The organism is Oceanobacillus sp. FSL K6-0251, assembly GCF_038004725.1.
GTDB lineage: Bacteria > Bacillota > Bacilli > Bacillales > Amphibacillaceae > Oceanobacillus > Oceanobacillus oncorhynchi.
Genome location: NZ_JBBORS010000001.1, coordinates 19,668 through 37,754, shown reverse-complemented (window position 1 = coordinate 37,754; position 18,087 = coordinate 19,668). Strand labels below are relative to the sequence as shown.

Sequence of the window (18,087 nt, the reverse complement as noted above, 5' to 3'; positions counted from 1 at the left end):
CCAACTTTGTATCCATGCATTCTTAATTCAGCGCACCAAATAGCTATCTCATTTTTTTAAACGTTCACCAGCATTCTGGAATTGATATATTGCCCTTTCACATTTGCTTCTGTTAGATTCCGATAATTATATACATGTGGAAATCGTTCCATAACAGTCATCCCAAACCATAAAAGTAACCCGATGCCTAAGAGGATGAACAGTTCTTCCCTTCCTCCCCATCTTGTTACTTCCCCTGCTTCATTATATTGTCCGGGAATCTGATTTGGAATAGCATCCCATGTAAAAATAATATACACAATAACACCAGAGAAACTCAGTATTCCCAGAACATTCAACAGCTTTTCAATTGCAGTCATTTTTAAGTTTAGATTCGGCGGATTGGTTTCCCTAATAAGTGTCCCCTCTTTTTTTCTTAGAAAAATAAAAAAGAATCAGGCAGCTTGAAACATACTTGATTCTTTTGGATAAATATATTCTTTAATTTTAAAATCGTGTCGCTTTAACCTTGCGAATACGAGCTTCTTTCAACAGCATCAAATATTTGGATCTCGCTAATAGCTCCTCTTTCATCCCATTACGTGACGGGTCAATACTTTTTCGCACAAAATCCTGAAGCTGCCTCCACTCGCCCTCTACTTGATATAAAGCATTCAGAAGCTCCTGGTCCATATCTTTTTTCTTTAATTTCTTTGCCATATTTCCCACCAAACCTCGTTATAAAATGAAATTTCATCCCATGAAAGCTTTATTCTCCTCATGAATGATCAGCGATACAATTTAGACATTTCTTCGTCCCTCTAATGCTTTTGATAATGTAACCTCATCCGCATATTCCAAATCACCGCCGACTGGCAATCCATGTGCAATACGTGTGGTACGAATACCAGAAGGCTTTACCAACCGGGAAATATACATTGCCGTGGCTTCCCCTTCAATATTCGGATTGGTTGCTAAAATAAGCTCTTCTACTTCTTCGTCTTTCAATCGATTAATCAAATCCGGCACATTAATATCCTCTGGACCAATTCCGTCCATCGGTGAAATGGCACCATGGAGAACATGGTATTTGCCGCGAAATTCTTTCATTTTTTCCATCGCAATCACGTCTTTCGGATCTTGGACAACACAAATAATCGATCCATCCCGGCTGGTATCCTGACAAATAGCACACGGGTCTTGGTCTGTAATATGTCCGCAAACAGAACAATGGGTAAGCTCCCGTTTCGCATTCACTAATGCATTAGCAAAATTCATCACATCGTCATCCTTCATATTTAAAACAAAGAAGGCCAGACGTGCTGCTGTCTTTGGACCAATTCCCGGTAATTTGGAGAAGCTATCCATCAGCTTGGTTATCGGCTCTGGATAATACATACTTTCTTACCCCCTTATCAAAAAAAGTCAATTAAAAACTCTATCTTTTGCGAAAATAAGACGCCTTGGCAGTGAAGCCAGACGTCTTATCTTTAATTAGAAAGGAATTAGAACATTCCTGGCATATTCATTCCTTTTGTAAATTGTCCCATGGTATCATTTGTTTTGTCATCGATTTGTGTTAACACGTCATTAGTCGCTGCTAAAATAAGATCCTGCAGCATTTCAATATCATCCGGGTCAACAACCTCTTCTTTGATTTCTACATCTGTAATTTCTTTTTTGCCATTCGCCCGGACAGTTACCATGCCGCCGCCAGCTGAAGCTTCAAAGGACATTTCATGTAATTCATCCTGTGCCTTCATCATTTTCTTCTGCATTTTCTGCATTTGCTTCATCATGTTATTCATATTTCCCTTCATGGAAAATACCTCCTTTAAATGTATATGTTAATCATAAATTTCTAAAAGATCATCACCAAAAAGCTTTCGCGCTTCATCTACGAGCGGGTCTCCTTCTGGTTTCTTGGGTTCATCCGGCTTTTCCTGCTTTTGAATATACTCACTGCGCAGGTCATTCCACTCTTTCTCCGGAATAGGAATAATCGTGCGGTGTTTATCCAAATTCCCTAATATCGATTCTACCATTTCCCGATGATCCAGGAATAAAGAACAATGAATTTCATATTTAAACGCAACAATCAGGGTATCAGCTGATGCCGCAGCAGGCTTGCTGTCCTGAATCGTCGCATGAGCCGGGGCATTTGTTGTTTTCAACTGATTTAAGAAGTTTGCCCAATGTGCATGAACATCTTTCAGTTCTTTTTTCTCTGCCTTTCCTAGTGTATCACGAATTCGATCAAATGGAATCTTATAAGTGTTTCGTGAATTTCTCGAGCTGGGACGGCGTCTTTCCTGTGCAGGGGCGGTACCGCCAGCATCTTGCTGCTGGGGCGGGGCTTCTTTTAATTTTGCAATATCACGCTCCATCGCCTGCAGTTTCTGCTGAAGCTGCCCGACAACAGCTGATTGCTCCACAGCTTCCGGCTGAAGCTGTCCGGATCCTTGCGTCTTTCCAAATTGATCTGTAATGGACAACAGTGCAACTTCAATAAAGATTTTCGGACTGTTGGACCATTTCATTTCCTGCTGGCATTGATTCAGTTCAATAATTGCATGCTGAATCCAGCTGTTCTCCACTTGCTCCGATAATGCTTCAAAAGCTTCATTGGCTACTGCCCGTTCTAATAAATCAGCTAAACCTGACGAGCTTTTATATAAAAGTAAATCACGCATAAAGTAGATTAAATCCTGTACAAACTTTCCGGGATCTTTTCCGGTCTGAATCATCTGGTCCAATCCTTGAAGCACCGTCTGCACATCCTGCTGAATCATTGCACGGACGATATTGGTGAGCACCTCCTGAGATACTCCGCCAGTTACAGCAAGCACATCTTCTAACTCTACCTGCTCCTCACTATAGGAAATTGCCTGGTCCAGGATACTCAGTGCATCACGCATTCCGCCTTCTGCTGCTAATGCCACAGACTCTAAGGCTTCCTCTGTAACAGAAATAGTTTCTGCCTGCATGATTTTTTGCATTCTTTCCACAATTGCCTGATTAGAAATCGGTTTGAAATCAAAGCGCTGGCAACGGGATATAATCGTTAATGGTATTTTATGCGGTTCGGTAGTTGCCAGAATAAATACAACATGTTTTGGCGGCTCTTCCAGCGTTTTCAAAAGCGCATTAAATGCATTGACAGATATCATATGCACTTCATCAATAATATACACTTTATAAGGAACAGCACTCGGTGCATACTTTACTTTATCACGAATATCACGAATATCATCGACGCTAGTATTTGATGCCGCATCAATTTCAATGACATCCGAAATAGAGCCATCTTGAATCCCTTTACATGCCGCACATTCATTACATGGTTCTTTGACAGGCGCATGCTCACAATTAATCGTTTGTGCAAAAATCTTTGCAGCACTCGTTTTCCCTGTCCCTCTTGGGCCAGAGAATAAATAAGCATGTGAGAATTTATCCTGGGTAATAGCATTTTGTAATGTTCTCGTGATATGCTGCTGTCCTACGACATCTTCAAATGTTCTTGGTCGCCAGACGCGGTATAAAGCTTGATAACTCATGATTTCGATTCCCCTTATTTGTCTCCTTCTTATTATACCCGATTAAAGGCTTGGATGAAAACCTTAGAAATGATTATCTGGAAGTAATTTATGTTTGCAAAAATTAGCTTAGAATTTAATTTTTTTATGTTGAATAAAAAGGTTCGTCTAAATTTATAGAACTAATGTTCCTATTATGGTATAATACACTAAGATACTCACAGTAAGAAGTTAAACGGTGGAAGGTACCATCTCCTATATGAAAGGAGGTGATGCCTATGGCTACTTTTGATGCCTTATCTTTAATGATCAGCTTTGGCTTGCTTATTATAGCCATTCTTTCATTTCATGATAAAGACCAAAAGTAAAAAAACCACCCTTCGCTTGCCGGCAAACAGGGTGGCTTCATTGTCACTTAAAACAGCCTTCCCTCTCTGATGGAGAGAAATCACTGTGTGTATTTTCCGGGCAGCATGTGGTTGCATGCTGCCCTTTTTTATATCGTATGCTTTGCTATAGAAATTATATCATATCCCTGGTTTCTAGTACAATTTTACCTGTAAAAAGAAACTCGTACGGGGAATCATCCTTCTATTCGTCTGCATTCATCACTACTTCTTCGGATAAGCACGCTTATATTGTCTTGCCGGTTCCATCGTATCTCCCAACTGTTCGCTTGCCCGAATGGCCCAATAAGGATCTTTCAGCATACCGCGGCCAATCGCAACCAGGTCCGCATCGCCATTGCCAATAACAGACTCTGCCAACGCAGGGTCTTCTAAAAGGCCGACAGCAATCACCGGCATATCCAGCTCTTCTTTAAACCTGCGTGCAAATGGAAGCTGATAGCCTGGATTGGTGGCTGGTTTTTGCTTTCCTGGAGGTGCTTCTCCGCCGCTGGAAATATGGAACATATCAACACCAGCCGCTTTATATTTTTTGGCAATTTCTAATGCGTGGTCTATATCATAGCCGCCATCCATGTATTCTACAGCTGAAATGCGCATCAGAAGCGGCATATCTGCAGGAATCACATCTTTCACAGCACGGATAATTTGTACCCCAAAGAAGGACAGCTCCTGATATTCATCCTCTCTCTGATTAATTAACGGAGAATGAAATTGATGAATCAAATAACCGTGTGCTCCATGCAATTCAATCGTATCAAAACCAGCTTCGACTGCTCGTTTTGCTGCATCCTGGAACTGTTGAATCGTTTCCCGGACTTCATCTGTCGTTAAAGCACGAGGCATTTTATCATCCTCTGTAACAGGAATTGCCGATGGAGCAACTGGCGGGTTCGCATCCTCAGCCTTTCTGCCGGCATGCGCAATCTGAATACCAATTTTAGCGCCCTGCTTATGAACGGCATCAACTATTTTTTTATAAGCTGGAATTTGCTCGTCTGACCAGAGACCAAGGTCATTATCTGTAATCCGCCCATCCGGATCGACATCTGTCATTTCCACTAAGATTAATCCGGCGCCGCCCACTGCACGGGAGGTATAATGAACAAAATGCCAATCGTTTGGAATCCCGTCCTTAGCATCTACTGAATACTGGCACATTGGAGCCATGACAACTTTATTTTTCAAGGTTAAATTTTTTAATGTAAAAGGTTGTGTTAATTGAGCCATTTTTACACCTCGCTTGTAAATTTTAAGTAATTCATAGCATATGCTTTCTTATGATTCAGTGCAAATAATCTGTTTATCCCGCTATATTTTTGCATAAAAAAAAGAACTGCATTCACAGTCCTTTTCTTTCATATGTAACGTGCACCTGCTTTCGATGGAGTGACCATATGCGCTACGTAAGTTCATGGCTCAGCCCAGGTTTCCCTGCGGCACACAAGAATGACCACTTACTGCTGCTTCCTTCCGGACCTGACAGGGTTCATGGGTTCCTGTTGCGCAGGACCCGGACGTCAACACCAATTCCTTACGTCTGACCACACAGTCATCCCACCTCGAGCAGGAATTCGGCCTCGCTATAGCGGATTGCGAGTACAGGGCACCGCTACCTCCCCGCTTAGCACGTATTTATTATTATAGCTTCCTCGTCCTAAAAATGCAATGAAAAAAGTATCTTTTCCAGTGCCGGCTCTATTCTCCCGCCTCAGCATCCTTTTCATTCTTCTTCTGACGCAGCTCTTTAAAAAAATTCTTTAAAACCGTACTGCATTGTGGTTCAAGCACACCAGATTTCACCTCGACCTGATGGTTAAACCGCGGTTCTTCCAATAAATTCATTAAGGTTCCCGCACAGCCTGCTTTTGGGTCACTTGCTCCATAGACTACACGCTTCACTCTTGATTGAACAATTGCTCCGGCGCACATAGGGCATGGCTCTAATGTAACATATAAGGTGCAATCCTCTAATCTCCAGCTGCCGACTTTTTGATTGGCATCCTGAATAGCAAGAAGCTCTGCATGAGTTAAGGTAGTCTGCATGGATTCACGCAAATTAAAGCCTCTGCCGATAATTTCTCCTTCCTTCACGACCACTGCACCAATGGGAACTTCGTTTAACATCCAAGCTCTGCGTGCCTCCTGCAGAGCAGCTGCCATATACTTTTCATCTTGGCTTACAGATATTTCTTCTGTCATTTTTATCACATCACTTTATTCTCGTTTTAATAATTGTTTAGCGGGAATACTATATTAACTGATTTCTTTAAAAAAGGAGAAGCTCATGAATATAACACCAGAGAACACAGCACTCGTTTTTATCGACTTAATCAATGATTTTAAATTTGACGGCGGTGACAACCTTCTTGCAAACACAGAAGAGATTCTCCCAAATTTAATTAATTTGCGTCACTTCGCCAAAGAAAAGTCGATACCTATTATCTACGTTAACGATCATTATGGCTTATGGCAAGCAGATTTCCGGGAGATTATCAAATATTGTAAAAATGAAAAGAGTGAGAACATCATTGAAAAAATCAAACCGGATGATGACGATTATTTCCTAATTAAACCACAACACTCCGCCTTTTTTCAAGCACCCTTACACGCTCTTTTAACAGATTTAAAACGAACACATCTTATTTTGGCAGGGATCGCCGGCGATATTTGTATTCTGTTTACGGCAAAGGATGCCTATATGTATAAATTCAGCCTTTCCATTCCTAAAAACTGCCTCGCCTCCGAGGGAGTGGATAATAATAACTATGCGCTTTATCTAATGGAATCGGTCATGGATGCAGATATTACAGCAATTTAGCATATTACTTTCTCCCCCTTCATATAGTGAGTAAGAAGCACTCTGAAGGGGGTTATTAGTTTGCAAATATACGTCGTTGAACAAGGAAATACGCTGGAGCAAATTGCAGATACATACGGTTCCTCCGTTCAAGATATTGTCAATGCGAATGAACTAAATGCACCTGACCAATTAGTTATCGGGCAAGCACTTGTCATTCCCATTGTCGGAGAGTTTTATTTTGTGCAGTCTGGTGATACACTTTCTTCCGTGGCGGCTCAATTTAACATCCCTGTGGAGGAATTAGCAACGATTAACGGATTAAATGCAAATCAGATTATTTATCCTGGACTTCGCCTATACATCCCGCCTGCTCCAAAAGAACCGATTACTTCCAATGCCTATGTCGAACCAATGGGAGAGGAGGTTTCCCAGACATTAGAAACAGCAGCAAGCACGTATTCGCCTTTTTTAACGTATCTCACCTTATTTAGCTACCGCGCTAATCGGGATGGTACACTGACAGCTCCGCCAACAGGGAATCTTATCACCTCCGCACGAGCAAACGGCGCTTCCATTGCGATGGCCATTACTAATTTAGAAGAAGGAGCATTCAGCTCGGAGGTCGGGCATATTATCTTAACGGTGCAGGCTGTTCAAAACCGGTTATTAGATGAGATTATTAATATCGCAACAGAACAAGGCTTTCGTGATGTACATTTTGATTTTGAATTTCTTCCATCAGATGATAGGGAGGCTTATAATACCTTTTTGCGTACCGCGAAGGATCGCCTTTCCCAAGCTGGACTGCTGATTTCAACAGCACTTGCGCCAAAAACGAGCGCAGAACAGGCAGGGCAATGGTATGAAGCGCATGATTACCGCACCCACGGAGAGATTGTTGATTTTGTTGTGTTGATGACTTATGAATGGGGCTACAGCTACGGGCCACCGATGGCTATTTCACCTCTCAACTCCGTCCGCGACGTGGTGGAATATGCTGTTTCTGAAATTCCATCAGAGAAAATTTTACTCGGTCAGAATTTATATGGATATGATTGGACACTTCCTTTTGTAGAAGGAGGGGAAGCGGCACGGGCTATCAGTCCGCAGCAGGCCGTTCAAATCGCCTGGGAGAATAATGTTGCGATTCAATATGATACCACAGCCCAAGCGCCCTATTTTATGTATGCAGATGCCTCCGGACAGGAGCACGAGGTTTGGTTTGAGGATGCCCGTTCAATCCAGGCTAAATTTGATTTAATCCGCGAATTTCAACTTTTAGGCATTTCTTATTGGAAATTAGGGCTGTCCTTCCCGCAGAACTGGCTGCTTTTAAATAATGAATTTGATATTCAAAAATTAGAGGAATAAGCAGAATATGTACATGAAAAAGAGTGCTTTGAAACCATATTTTCAAAGCACTCTTCTTTATTTCTAATTATACTTTTTAATTAACCAAGCACTTTCACAGACTCACGATTAAACGCTGGAATATCATCTGGTGTACGGCTTGTTACTAATTGATTTTGACAAACGACAACTTCTTTATCCTGGAATTTCGCACCTGCATTTTCTAAATCAACCTGGATTGATTTAAAGCCTGTTGCTCCACGTCCATTCAGTGTTTTTGCAGTGATAAGAAGCTGCGGTCCATGACAAATGGCCATCACTGGTTTCTTCTCATCCATAAAATGTTTTGCAAATGCAACGAAGCGGTCATCTGAACGAAGCATGTCTGGAGAGAAACCGCCAGGAATAAATAATGCATCAAAGTCTTCTGGTTTTACGTCATCAATACCTTTATCGATAGTTACTTTTGTATCTTCTGATTTGCCTGTTACGGTATTGCCTTGTTCTTTTTCAATCGTAACCAGCTCATGACCAGCTTCTTCCAATGCTTTTTTAGGGTCTGTATATTCTACGTCTTCAAATAAGTCTGTGATAACTGTTGCAATTTTTTTACCCATGAATTATTCACTCCTTTAATATTGGTTACATCCTATATCTTCCCAAATAGAATTTATTTAAAACATACGAATTGATATTCTTTGTAAAGGGCGTTATCGAAGGAACGATTAACTCCTGTTTCTGTGAAAAAAAAGTTATTTTTTAATGTACGAAAGTTTGAGTACGTAAAAATAGTGGCTTCTCATTTTTATCGTTAAATGAGAAGCCACTATGTTCATTTTATAAAGTATTTCCTGCTTTTTTTACAATAGACGGATTACTCCTCTAACGTCGAAGTATCTCCTGTCGGCAGCCCTAATTCCCATGATTTTAATAAACGGCGCATGATTTTACCGCTCCGTGTTTTAGGAATAGAGTCTTTTACTTCAATTTCTCTTGGTGCAGCGTGTGCACTTAATTCTTTTTTAATAAATTGACGAATTTCTTCCAACAGCTCATCACTTTTTTCATGACCCGGATTTAAGGTGATAAATGCTTTAATAATTTCTCCACGCTCCGGATCCGGCTTACCGATAACTCCCGCCTCTGCAACAGCCGGATGTTCAATCAGCTTGCTCTCGACCTCAAATGGTCCGACCCGTTCTCCAGATGTATTGATAACATCATCCAGACGGCCCTGGAACCAGAAATATCCATCTTCATCGCGATATGCACTATCTCCAGAGACATACCAGCCGTTAATAAAATAACTTTCATATTTTCCTTTATTGTTCCAAACCTCGCGCATCATGGACGGCCATCCCGCTTTGATGGCTAAATTACCCATTTGATTTGGAGGGATTTCATTGCCTTCATTATCGACAATGGACGCCTCTACCCCAGGGATTGGTTTCCCCATGGAACCAGGTCTGATTTCCAGTGACGGGATGTTTACAATCACCTGCGCCCCTGTCTCTGTCATCCACCAGGTATCATGAATTCGTAAATCGAAAGCTTTTAATCCCCATGTAATTACTTCCGGATTTAATGGCTCTCCTACGCTCAAAATATGACGCAGCGCAGACAGGTCATATTCTCTGACCTTCTCTTCGCCGTGACTTACAAGCATCCGTAATGCTGTCGGTGCAGTATACCATACGGTAACATGATTATCCTGTAACGTTTTATACCAATCATCTGGAGAAAAACGTCCGCCGCGAATCACATTTGTCACTCCGTGCAGCCAAGGCGCAAAAATACCATAGCTTGTTCCTGTAACCCAGCCAGGGTCAGCTGTACACCAATAGATGTCATCGTCCTCTAAATCTAACACCCATTCTCCAGTTGCGTAATGCTGTATCATAGCGTTATGGACATGCAGGATGCCTTTTGGCTTCCCTGTGGAACCAGATGTATAATGAAGCAGCATGCCATCTTCTCTATCCACCCAAACAATATCAAAATCCGTGGATGCCTCTTTCATTTCGGAATCGAAACCAATATACTGGTCTCCTTCTTCCTCATGCGCACCTACTAACACGATTTTCTCTAAATGAGGCAGTCTGTCCTGCGGGATACGGTAGAGTAAATCAGGAGTTGTTATTAATACACGCGCCTCACTATTCTCTAATCGATCGCCGACTGCCTGCTCCATAAATGCCTCAAACAGCGGTCCTGCAATCGCCCCTATTTTTAGAATACCAAAAAATGCTTGATAGAACTCCGGACTTCTCGGCATAAAAAGAAAAACACGATCTCCTTTTTGCACATCGTATTTCTTCAATACATTCGCAAATTGATTACTTTGTAAACGAAGTTCATCAAAGCTGACCTTTTCTTCTCGATTGGGATCTGAATATAGTAATGCGATTTTATCCTTCTTATCCGGATTATCAGCATGTCTATCAATTGCTTCATAGGCCATATTCACTTTTCCTGTTTCATGCCAGGAAAAGTTCTTCTCCACACTTTCCCAAGAAAATGTTTTTCGAAAATCCTCGTAGTTTTTTAAATTATGATTGCCTTCACGTGCCGGAATTGCTTGCATATCCATCTAATCACCTCATTCATCTTAATTGGAAACGATTACAAATAGAATTAAAAAAAGGATTAAAATATTTTGTTAACTATTTCTATTTTAGAACATTCTGTGACATTTTTAAAGAGTTTGTTTCTAATTTTACAAAATAAAGGAGATATTACTGGGATGAATACCCGTTAACCCATGATTTACAGCAGTTTATCAGGAACAAATAAATTAAGCAGAAAGCGTGCTGCAGGTTATCTCTTAATCAACTTCCAGCTAAATAGAATAAAAACAACGTACGAAACAAAGAAATCCGGACCCATTTTGAACATTCTCTCGTTAGAATGCAAATGCGTTCGGATTTCATTGAATTAAATATTGATTTTATGCATTTTGTGTCTTTTTCTCATTCCGTTTTCCCCGTTCAGATATAATATATGCACAAGTAGCATCGCCGGCAATATTTAGAGATGTCCTTAACATATCGAGAAGACGGTCAATACCAATTATTAAAGCAATGCCTTCTACCGGCAGCCCAACTTGGCCAAGTACCATTGCCAGCATCACCAGTCCGACGCCAGGGACGCCTGCTGTACCAACACTTGCCAACGTAGCGATAAGAACGACCATTAATAAATCCATAAAAGTCAGCGGGATATCATACACTTGGGAAATAAATACGGTTGCTACAGCCTGCATAATTGCTGTCCCGTCCATATTAATGGTTGCACCGAGCGGCTGAACAAAGCTGCTGACAGCTTTTTTTACACCCAGTTTTTCTTGAGCTGTCTTCATCGCCACAGGAAGTGCAGCATTAGAGCTGGAAGTACTAAAGCCAACCACCATTGCCGGGAAAAATACTTTAAAAAATGTAATTGGGTTCCCGCGTCCGATTAGCCAAATAGCAAGCGAATAGATAATGAGTGCGTGCAGCAGCAAACCTGCAATCACCGTTAACATATAGCTCAACATGGAACCGAGTGCATTCAGTCCAGCATCACCAATTGCTGAGGCAATCAAAGCAAATGCCCCATACGGAGCAAATCGCATAATCACTGTAATTAACCAATTCAAAATTTCGTTTGCCTGTTCAAATAGATTATATATTCCTTTTGTTTTATCACTTAAAAATGCCAATGCAACCCCAATAAAGATAGCAAATGCAATAATCTGAAGCATTTCTCCAGATGCCAATGCTTCTATAGGATTCTCAGGAACAATATTAATCAACGTCTCCATAATTGGCGGTGCTTCATCTGCGCTGTATTCTGCATTTGACGTATCAAAGATCCCTGTCGACCCCGGCTGGATCAAATAACCCAAACCTAGACCTAAACTGATTGCAATTGCCGTTGTTGTTAAGAAAAAGGCAACCGCGGAAACACCAATCTTTCCTAATTTTTTCGGGTCTCCCAGGCCTGCTGTTCCTAATACAATGGATACAAATACAAGCGGAACTACTAACATCATTATAAGATTAATAAATATTTGACCAATCGGGGCTAATACATATTTATCGAGAGGTTCAAAAAAACTTTCCGGGGCAAATGTCAGTGCTATACCAGCAGCTGCACCAGCAACCAGAGCAATTAATATTCTTCTCGTTAATTTTTTAGAATCCATATACCTTCTTCCTTTCACTATGTTTTCGGGTACAAAAATATCCAACTGAAACAAAGTTTTTTTATTTACTGCTAGTTACCTTTTCTTTAATCAGTCATTCTTCACTCTTGATAAACACTTTATTTTCATTGGATATAAAACATAGATTTATTGGATTTTTCATTGTAGTTGAGGCGACTACATTTTACAGGGTTTATTCTAATTGTAGAGTAAGATAAATTCTACCATAAATGTAAGGTACTTGAATAGTATGTTTTTAAATATTACATTATATTCCATATTACATAAATATGTTTAAAATCTTTACCCAGTTTTTTATTGAGTAAAACACAAGCTTCATTTATCCAATAAAAAACTACCTCCCTATGAACGAGGAGATAGAACCCGAATTACGTATTATAACAGGATAAAATATATTGTGGTTGAGAGATTTTTCTTTGAGGGGATAGCTATGTGGCGCTTAATGATAGTTATATCATTCCAGCTCTTCGAGGTATCGTTTTGATCTAGGGTGTATAAAATCTCTTCCTTTTTATTTTCGTTTATAAAAGCTCTTTGCATTTATTTAATGCATCATTCAACTCCTTATCAAATAACATTTTCACATCAATTTCTAATGCATCTGCTATTCTTTCCAGGGTATCTACATCTATCTTTGTTTTTCCCTTGGAAATATTGGTGTACCAGGCAGGAGTTTTAGAGCATTTTTTTGCAATTTGTGTCTTCGTTATCTGCTTTTGCTGTCTGATAAATTCGATTTTCTCATGTATTTCCACTAAATCACCCCATCCATCTTTTGGTTTTTATACTTTAAATTATAATTAAGCGCTTTGCATAAGTCAATATACGAAAACAATAAAATTTGCATTTCGCTTAAAAATATTATTGTTTTTATTAAAAATGGTATTATCTCTATATTGAGGTGGATACTATGAAAATTCTTTCCCAAAGATTAAGAGAAGCACGAGAAAAAGCTGGATTAAAACAAATTGAAGCTTCGAAACTTTTAGGTATTTCAAATGGTACTTTATCTGGTTATGAAAGAGAATATCGTGATCCGGACACAGACACGTTACATAAAATGGCTAATTTATATGGTGTTTCCGTAGATTGGCTTTTAGGTAAATCTATGTCTCCCTCAACAAAGGATACTTCCCGGCCGGAGCCGATGTCGGAGCAAGATACATTGATGTTCCGTAATTGGAAACGAATGACAGAAGATGAGAAAGAAGAAGCTTTAAATGTGATACAATATATTTTATACAGAAAGAAAACAAATAATGGTAACGCCAATCAAAATGACTAATGCTGATTTATACTTCCATAAGCAATATAAAAACAGGTGTACTTGCTGCACCTTATTTTTAGCACTTCAAACCGAACGTATATTCTTATTGAAGGTGGGAAATCAAATGTACTATTCAGATGTAGAAAAATTTGTCGAAGTATTATACAAGCAGCTGAATATCCAGACTCCGGCAGAGCTCTCCATTTCTGCTATTGCACAAGCTTTAAATATTGAAATTATTTATGCAGCATCTGTCAGTATGCGGATAGATAATTATATCGTACTTCCAAATACTTCCCAGCAAAATATATGGCAATGTTTTGGGCATGAATTATGCCATTATTTTTTCCATGAAGGAGATCAGCGTTTTATGCATTCCCTTTTTGTCGACCTGCAAGAAAATCAAGCCAACCATTTTGCATATCATTTTTGTATCCCGACATTTATGCTGGACCAGCTTCATATCGAAAATGTTTATGATATTCTGCAGCATTTTCCGGTGGAATTTTCCTTTGCGCTGCACAGGCTGGAGATGTACCATAATAACCATTTTTCTCTGTATGAAAAAACCCCTTCCTATCTCACAGGGTAAAAATTAGACCTTGTTTCCTTTCCAACAGGCAAGAAACAAGGTCTGCGAACTTAAAATACATGTACAAAAAGGACAGTGAAAAAGAATTTTTAAATATCCTCTTAAAAGATATTGAGTACGATTATTCCACTGATAATCATAATAACAGCGATAACCCTTCTTTGATCAATTAAATACTTCGGAAGGTTAAACAGCCCAAAATGATCAATTAACAGTCCCATGATAATCTGCCCTAAAATAGCAGCCATCATCGTTAATGTAACACCCAGATAAGGCATTAAACTGATATTTGATGCGATATATGCTGCGCCGAGTGCACCACCGGCAAAATGCCAGGGCTTTAATTTAAAATCTCCAGAAATACGTGTTAACTTTACTCCTTTATTCACTATCATCGACAGAATAAATAACACAGCGGTTCCTACAATAAATGAAATAAAAGCAGCATAAATAAAGGAGTCTACTTCATAACGCAAGGCGCTATTGATTGCTGTCTGCAGCGGCGGCATCATTCCTGTACATATCCCGAACAATACCCACAGACGGGAATGACTCTGCGAAACGCCGGGATTTTTTTTCGCATTCATATAGACAATTCCGGTAATTAAAAGAAGAACACCAACGATATGCATAAAATGCAACGGTTTTACCTCTGCACTAAACCAGCCAAAGGTATCAATCAAAATACCAATCACCATCTGTCCTGTTACGGTAACAATAACCGTTAATGCTGCACCAATTTTGGGCAGTAAAATAATATTCCCTGTAAGAAAAATTACTCCAAGCACACCACCAGTAAACCAGATATAGGAAAAGGATTGATCTGCAAAGAATGATACTGTAAATTTGTCAGGATCTATCATAAGATTAATGAAAAATAAAATAATACTTCCAGATAAAAAGGAATAAAAGGATGTCGGCAACACCGCTTTCGTAAACACAGTCAGCCGATTATTTACTGCTGTCTGCAGCGGAATCATCATTCCTGCAATGATCCCCAGAACAATTATTACATACAATAAAGAAACCTTCCTTCTAAAAACCGTAATGTATTTATTTTAAGCAAATATATAGCAGAAAACAATACACTTGCTCCGTTCCCCTATCCAAAACCCGGTATTTATTAAGAGAAACCAAGAAAATCACTTGGTCTTTAAAATACTAATATTCTTGCCGAGCAGATGTCCGCTTCGGGAAGTCGCTTTCCGCGGGCAACGGTTTTGACGGGGCGAGTAACCGCAGCAGTCCTAGTGGGAAGACTCCGCAGGAAAAAAGTGTTCTTCTATTTTCTACCATAGGCATAAGCGCGACTATGCTTCTGTCTGCGCCTGTCGGCTTGCCAATCAGCAAGTCTTCTTTAAAGGAGATGAGCTCGGGGCCCATGGAAAGCGTAGTGTATTTCTGGGGCCTAAGATTACTCCCCCCATGAAACCCGTTGGAGCGGCTATCCTCAACATTTTATACTTTCTTACTCTTTAAAAAAGGCTTGGAACGAATGTTACTATTTTATAAAATCCTCTTATTTCTCAAGCTTTAAATTTGAACATTTTAAGAACTTTCTTCATTTGTGAAGTATTTCACTTGTTTTATTTTCCGAAACCGTTATAATAAAAATAGAGGTTATTGTGAATTTATTCACAATTAATTAAGAGGAGGGTTTTTGTTATGAAAGTAGCAGATGAAATGGTAAAAAGAGTCCCTTGGGATGGTTTCGTTGAAGGCAACTGGCAGCAAGAAATTGATGTTCGTGATTTTATTTTACAGAATTATCATTTATATGAAGGAAATGAATCCTTCTTAACTGATGCAACTCAAGCCACCAAAGACCTGTGGGAGCAAGTCATGCAATTAACCAGAGAAGAACGGGAAAATGGCGGTGTATATGATTTAGATACAAAAATCGTATCTACTATTACCTCTCACGGTGCTGGTTATTTAAATAAGCCCTTGGAAAAAATCGTCGGCGTGCAAACAGATGCGCCTTTCAAACGTGCTCTAATGCCTTTTGGAGGTATCCGTATGGCTGTAGCTGCCGCAGAATCCTATGGCTACAAAGTTGATGATGACGTTGTCCATACCTTTACAGAACACCGGAAAACGCATAACCAAGGCGTCTTTGATGCCTATACACCCGAAATCTTAAAAGCAAGAAAAGCAGGAATCATCACCGGGCTTCCAGATGCATACGGCCGCGGACGTATTATCGGTGATTACCGCCGTGTTGCCCTGTATGGAGTAGACCGTTTAATTGAAGAAAAGAAAAAAGACCTGCAGCTGATTGGTAACGGAACAATGACGGACGATGTGATTCGCGACCGTGAAGAAACCTCGGAGCAGATTCGTTCCTTAATGGATTTGAAAAAGCTCGGAGAAAAATATGAATTTGACCTTTCCAAGCCTGCAACAACTGCACAGGAAGCATTCCAATGGCTCTATTTAGCCTATTTAGCTGCCATTAAAGAGCAAAACGGGGCTGCCATGAGTCTTGGCCGTGTTTCTACATTCTTAGATATTTATATAGAGAGAGATATTGAAAATGGGGTTATGACAGAGCAAGAAGCGCAAGAACTTGTCGATCATTTTGTGATGAAGCTGCGTCTCGTAAAATTCGCAAGAACACCAGATTATAACGAATTATTTAGCGGAGACCCGACTTGGGTAACAGAATCATTGGCAGGAATAGCAGAAGATGGACGCCCACTTGTAACAAAGAGCTCCTATCGTTTTCTGCACACATTAGATAACTTAGGACCGGCGCCAGAGCCAAACTTAACCGTACTTTGGTCTGCTAAACTGCCGGAAAACTATAAAAAATATTGTGCAAAAATGTCTATTAAATCAAGCTCGATTCAATATGAAAACGATGATATCATGCGCCCGATCTATGGAGATGACTATGGAATTGCCTGCTGTGTATCTGCAATGCGCATCGGGAAACAAATGCAGTTCTTCGGTGCACGGGCAAACTTGGCAAAAGCACTTCTGTATGCGATCAATGGCGGTGTAGATGAAAATCTAAAAATGCAGGTAGCTCCAAACTATGCACCAATCACATCAGAGTATCTTGATTACGACGAAGTGATGGAGAAATATGATAACCTCCTAGACTGGTTATCTGGTTTATATGTCAACGCATTAAACATTATCCATTATATGCATGATAAATACAGCTACGAGCGACTGGAAATGGCGTTGCATGACCGGGAAGTATTACGGACCATGGCTTGTGGTGTAGCAGGACTATCCGTCATTGTCGATTCCCTAAGCGCCATTAAATATGCGAAGGTAAGAACCATTCGTGATGAAGACGGACTTGTTGTTGATTATGAAATAGAAGGAGACTATCCAAAATACGGCAATAACGATGATCGCGCAGATGAAATTGCTGTGAATCTCGTAAAAGACTTTATGAATAAAATTAAGAAACACCATATGTATCGCGATGCTACACCAACACAGTCTATCCTGACGATTACTTCCAATGTGGTTTACGGGAAGAAAACGGGAAATACACCAGATGGACGAAAAGCAGGAGAACCTTTTGCTCCAGGAGCAAACCCATTACACGGACGTGATAAAAATGGCTCATTAGCTTCTTTAAGCTCCGTTGCAAAATTGCCATATAAATACGCACTGGATGGTATCTCTAACACCTTCTCCATCGTGCCAAAAGCGTTAGGTAAAGATGAAGAAACAAGAAAAACAAACTTAGCCGGTATCCTCGATGGCTATGCAGCAAAAAAAGGACATCATCTAAACATCAATGTCTTTGATCGGAAAACTTTATTAGATGCGATGGAGCATCCGGAAGAATACCCGCAGCTTACCATCCGCGTCTCTGGATATGCAGTAAACTTTATTAAGCTGACAAGAGAACAGCAAATCGATGTCATTAACCGGACCTTCCATGAAAGCTTGTAAGGCCATTCTGTAAGAAGTCAATATC

General features: G+C 40.1%; 18 protein-coding genes and 1 other RNA gene. 6 read left to right on the top strand and 13 right to left on the bottom strand.

The features are described from left to right. Positions 1 to 56 precede the first annotated feature (56 nt). The 5 genes from MKY45_RS00180 to dnaX form a co-directional block, all read right to left on the bottom strand. Complete coding sequence (locus tag MKY45_RS00180; RefSeq protein WP_341172351.1) at positions 57 to 359, bottom strand: DUF1648 domain-containing protein; 303 nt, start codon at positions 357 to 359, stop codon at positions 57 to 59. A gap of 127 nt (positions 360 to 486) precedes the next feature. Then, positions 487 to 699 carry a YaaL family protein gene (locus MKY45_RS00175; protein ID WP_042528597.1) on the bottom strand — a complete coding sequence of 71 codons (213 nt, stop codon included), beginning with the start codon at positions 697 to 699 and terminating at the stop codon, positions 487 to 489. A gap of 81 nt (positions 700 to 780) precedes the next feature. Continuing rightward, the gene (gene recR / locus MKY45_RS00170; RefSeq protein WP_341172350.1) at positions 781 to 1,377 is read right to left on the bottom strand and encodes a recombination mediator RecR; all 597 of its coding nucleotides are present in this window, start codon (positions 1,375 to 1,377) and stop codon (positions 781 to 783) included. Between the two features lie 107 nt (positions 1,378 to 1,484). Then, positions 1,485 to 1,799, bottom strand: coding sequence for a YbaB/EbfC family nucleoid-associated protein (locus tag MKY45_RS00165; protein WP_042528599.1), 315 nt, complete (start codon positions 1,797 to 1,799; stop codon positions 1,485 to 1,487). 27 nt (positions 1,800 to 1,826) lie between these two features. Continuing rightward, on the bottom strand, positions 1,827 to 3,536 hold the full coding sequence (gene dnaX / locus MKY45_RS00160) for a DNA polymerase III subunit gamma/tau (RefSeq protein WP_256705456.1): 1,710 nt from the start codon (positions 3,534 to 3,536) through the stop codon (positions 1,827 to 1,829). Between the two features lie 257 nt (positions 3,537 to 3,793). On the opposite strand from dnaX, the gene MKY45_RS00155 reads away from it, so the two are divergent. Then, positions 3,794 to 3,883, top strand: a complete 90-nt coding sequence (locus MKY45_RS00155) for a putative holin-like toxin (RefSeq protein ID WP_226894862.1) — start codon at positions 3,794 to 3,796, stop codon at positions 3,881 to 3,883. Positions 3,884 to 4,126: 243 nt separating this feature from the next. On the opposite strand, the gene MKY45_RS00150 is transcribed toward MKY45_RS00155, so the two are convergent. From MKY45_RS00150 to tadA, 3 genes are all read right to left on the bottom strand, one after another. Continuing rightward, positions 4,127 to 5,152, bottom strand: a complete 1,026-nt coding sequence (locus MKY45_RS00150; RefSeq protein ID WP_042528601.1) for an NADH:flavin oxidoreductase/NADH oxidase — start codon at positions 5,150 to 5,152, stop codon at positions 4,127 to 4,129. A gap of 137 nt (positions 5,153 to 5,289) precedes the next feature. Continuing rightward, an RNA gene (gene ffs / locus MKY45_RS00145) (signal recognition particle sRNA large type) lies at positions 5,290 to 5,555 on the bottom strand. Between the two features lie 65 nt (positions 5,556 to 5,620). Continuing rightward, positions 5,621 to 6,124: a tRNA adenosine(34) deaminase TadA gene (gene tadA, locus MKY45_RS00140; RefSeq protein WP_042528602.1), complete on the bottom strand. Its 504-nt coding sequence runs from the start codon at positions 6,122 to 6,124 to the stop codon at positions 5,621 to 5,623. A 91-nt stretch (positions 6,125 to 6,215) separates the two neighbouring features. Here tadA and MKY45_RS00135 point away from each other — a divergent pair, with 91 nt between their 5' ends. Both MKY45_RS00135 and MKY45_RS00130 read left to right on the top strand, forming a co-directional pair. Beyond that, entirely contained in the window at positions 6,216 to 6,743 is a 528-nt protein-coding gene (locus MKY45_RS00135) for an isochorismatase family cysteine hydrolase (RefSeq protein ID WP_042535603.1), read from the top strand. Between the two features lie 60 nt (positions 6,744 to 6,803). Then, a complete protein-coding gene (locus tag MKY45_RS00130; RefSeq protein ID WP_042528603.1) occupies positions 6,804 to 8,096 on the top strand; it encodes a glycoside hydrolase family 18 protein in 1,293 nt (430 codons plus the stop codon). An 80-nt stretch (positions 8,097 to 8,176) separates the two neighbouring features. Here the strand turns inward: MKY45_RS00130 and MKY45_RS00125 are convergent, their stop codons facing one another. The 4 genes from MKY45_RS00125 to MKY45_RS00110 form a co-directional block, all read right to left on the bottom strand. After that, complete coding sequence (locus MKY45_RS00125; RefSeq protein WP_341172349.1) at positions 8,177 to 8,692, bottom strand: type 1 glutamine amidotransferase domain-containing protein; 516 nt, start codon at positions 8,690 to 8,692, stop codon at positions 8,177 to 8,179. 257 nt (positions 8,693 to 8,949) lie between these two features. Further along, positions 8,950 to 10,665, bottom strand: a complete 1,716-nt coding sequence (gene acsA, locus MKY45_RS00120) for an acetate--CoA ligase (protein ID WP_332093961.1) — start codon at positions 10,663 to 10,665, stop codon at positions 8,950 to 8,952. Between the two features lie 357 nt (positions 10,666 to 11,022). Beyond that, positions 11,023 to 12,261: a dicarboxylate/amino acid:cation symporter gene (locus tag MKY45_RS00115; RefSeq protein ID WP_341172348.1), complete on the bottom strand. Its 1,239-nt coding sequence runs from the start codon at positions 12,259 to 12,261 to the stop codon at positions 11,023 to 11,025. Between the two features lie 542 nt (positions 12,262 to 12,803). Beyond that, positions 12,804 to 13,037 carry a helix-turn-helix domain-containing protein gene (locus tag MKY45_RS00110; RefSeq protein WP_042528610.1) on the bottom strand — a complete coding sequence of 78 codons (234 nt, stop codon included), beginning with the start codon at positions 13,035 to 13,037 and terminating at the stop codon, positions 12,804 to 12,806. Between the two features lie 155 nt (positions 13,038 to 13,192). Between MKY45_RS00110 and MKY45_RS00105 the strand changes: the two genes are divergently transcribed. After that, positions 13,193 to 13,567 carry a helix-turn-helix domain-containing protein gene (locus tag MKY45_RS00105; protein ID WP_042528612.1) on the top strand — a complete coding sequence of 125 codons (375 nt, stop codon included), beginning with the start codon at positions 13,193 to 13,195 and terminating at the stop codon, positions 13,565 to 13,567. A gap of 106 nt (positions 13,568 to 13,673) precedes the next feature. Further along, positions 13,674 to 14,141 (top strand): ImmA/IrrE family metallo-endopeptidase, encoded by a 468-nt coding sequence (locus MKY45_RS00100; protein WP_341172347.1) that lies wholly within the window; start codon positions 13,674 to 13,676, stop codon positions 14,139 to 14,141. Between the two features lie 101 nt (positions 14,142 to 14,242). Here the strand turns inward: MKY45_RS00100 and MKY45_RS00095 are convergent, their stop codons facing one another. After that, on the bottom strand, positions 14,243 to 15,160 hold the full coding sequence (locus MKY45_RS00095; protein ID WP_332093964.1) for a DMT family transporter: 918 nt from the start codon (positions 15,158 to 15,160) through the stop codon (positions 14,243 to 14,245). 646 nt (positions 15,161 to 15,806) lie between these two features. Here MKY45_RS00095 and pflB point away from each other — a divergent pair. Then, the gene (pflB, locus tag MKY45_RS00090; protein WP_341172346.1) at positions 15,807 to 18,062 is read left to right on the top strand and encodes a formate C-acetyltransferase; all 2,256 of its coding nucleotides are present in this window, start codon (positions 15,807 to 15,809) and stop codon (positions 18,060 to 18,062) included. Positions 18,063 to 18,087 lie beyond the last annotated feature (25 nt).

Excerpts from the sequence above, each read along its gene's own strand:
- acsA (WP_332093961.1), bottom strand. The coding sequence starts at position 10,665 with ATGGATATGCAAGCAATTCCGGCACGTGAAGGCAATCATAATTTAAAA.
- MKY45_RS00125 (WP_341172349.1), bottom strand. The coding sequence starts at position 8,692 with ATGGGTAAAAAAATTGCAACAGTTATCACAGACTTATTTGAAGACGTA.
- MKY45_RS00115 (WP_341172348.1), bottom strand. The coding sequence starts at position 12,261 with ATGGATTCTAAAAAATTAACGAGAAGAATATTAATTGCTCTGGTTGCT.
- MKY45_RS00105 (WP_042528612.1), top strand. The coding sequence starts at position 13,193 with ATGAAAATTCTTTCCCAAAGATTAAGAGAAGCACGAGAAAAAGCTGGA.
- MKY45_RS00165 (WP_042528599.1), bottom strand. The coding sequence starts at position 1,799 with ATGAAGGGAAATATGAATAACATGATGAAGCAAATGCAGAAAATGCAG.
- MKY45_RS00150 (WP_042528601.1), bottom strand. The coding sequence starts at position 5,152 with ATGGCTCAATTAACACAACCTTTTACATTAAAAAATTTAACCTTGAAA.
- recR (WP_341172350.1), bottom strand. The coding sequence starts at position 1,377 with ATGTATTATCCAGAGCCGATAACCAAGCTGATGGATAGCTTCTCCAAA.
- dnaX (WP_256705456.1), bottom strand. The coding sequence starts at position 3,536 with ATGAGTTATCAAGCTTTATACCGCGTCTGGCGACCAAGAACATTTGAA.
- MKY45_RS00155 (WP_226894862.1), top strand. The coding sequence starts at position 3,794 with ATGGCTACTTTTGATGCCTTATCTTTAATGATCAGCTTTGGCTTGCTT.
- MKY45_RS00100 (WP_341172347.1), top strand. The coding sequence starts at position 13,674 with ATGTACTATTCAGATGTAGAAAAATTTGTCGAAGTATTATACAAGCAG.
- pflB (WP_341172346.1), top strand. The coding sequence starts at position 15,807 with ATGAAAGTAGCAGATGAAATGGTAAAAAGAGTCCCTTGGGATGGTTTC.
- MKY45_RS00175 (WP_042528597.1), bottom strand. The coding sequence starts at position 699 with ATGGCAAAGAAATTAAAGAAAAAAGATATGGACCAGGAGCTTCTGAAT.
- tadA (WP_042528602.1), bottom strand. The coding sequence starts at position 6,124 with ATGACAGAAGAAATATCTGTAAGCCAAGATGAAAAGTATATGGCAGCT.
- MKY45_RS00180 (WP_341172351.1), bottom strand. The coding sequence starts at position 359 with ATGACTGCAATTGAAAAGCTGTTGAATGTTCTGGGAATACTGAGTTTC.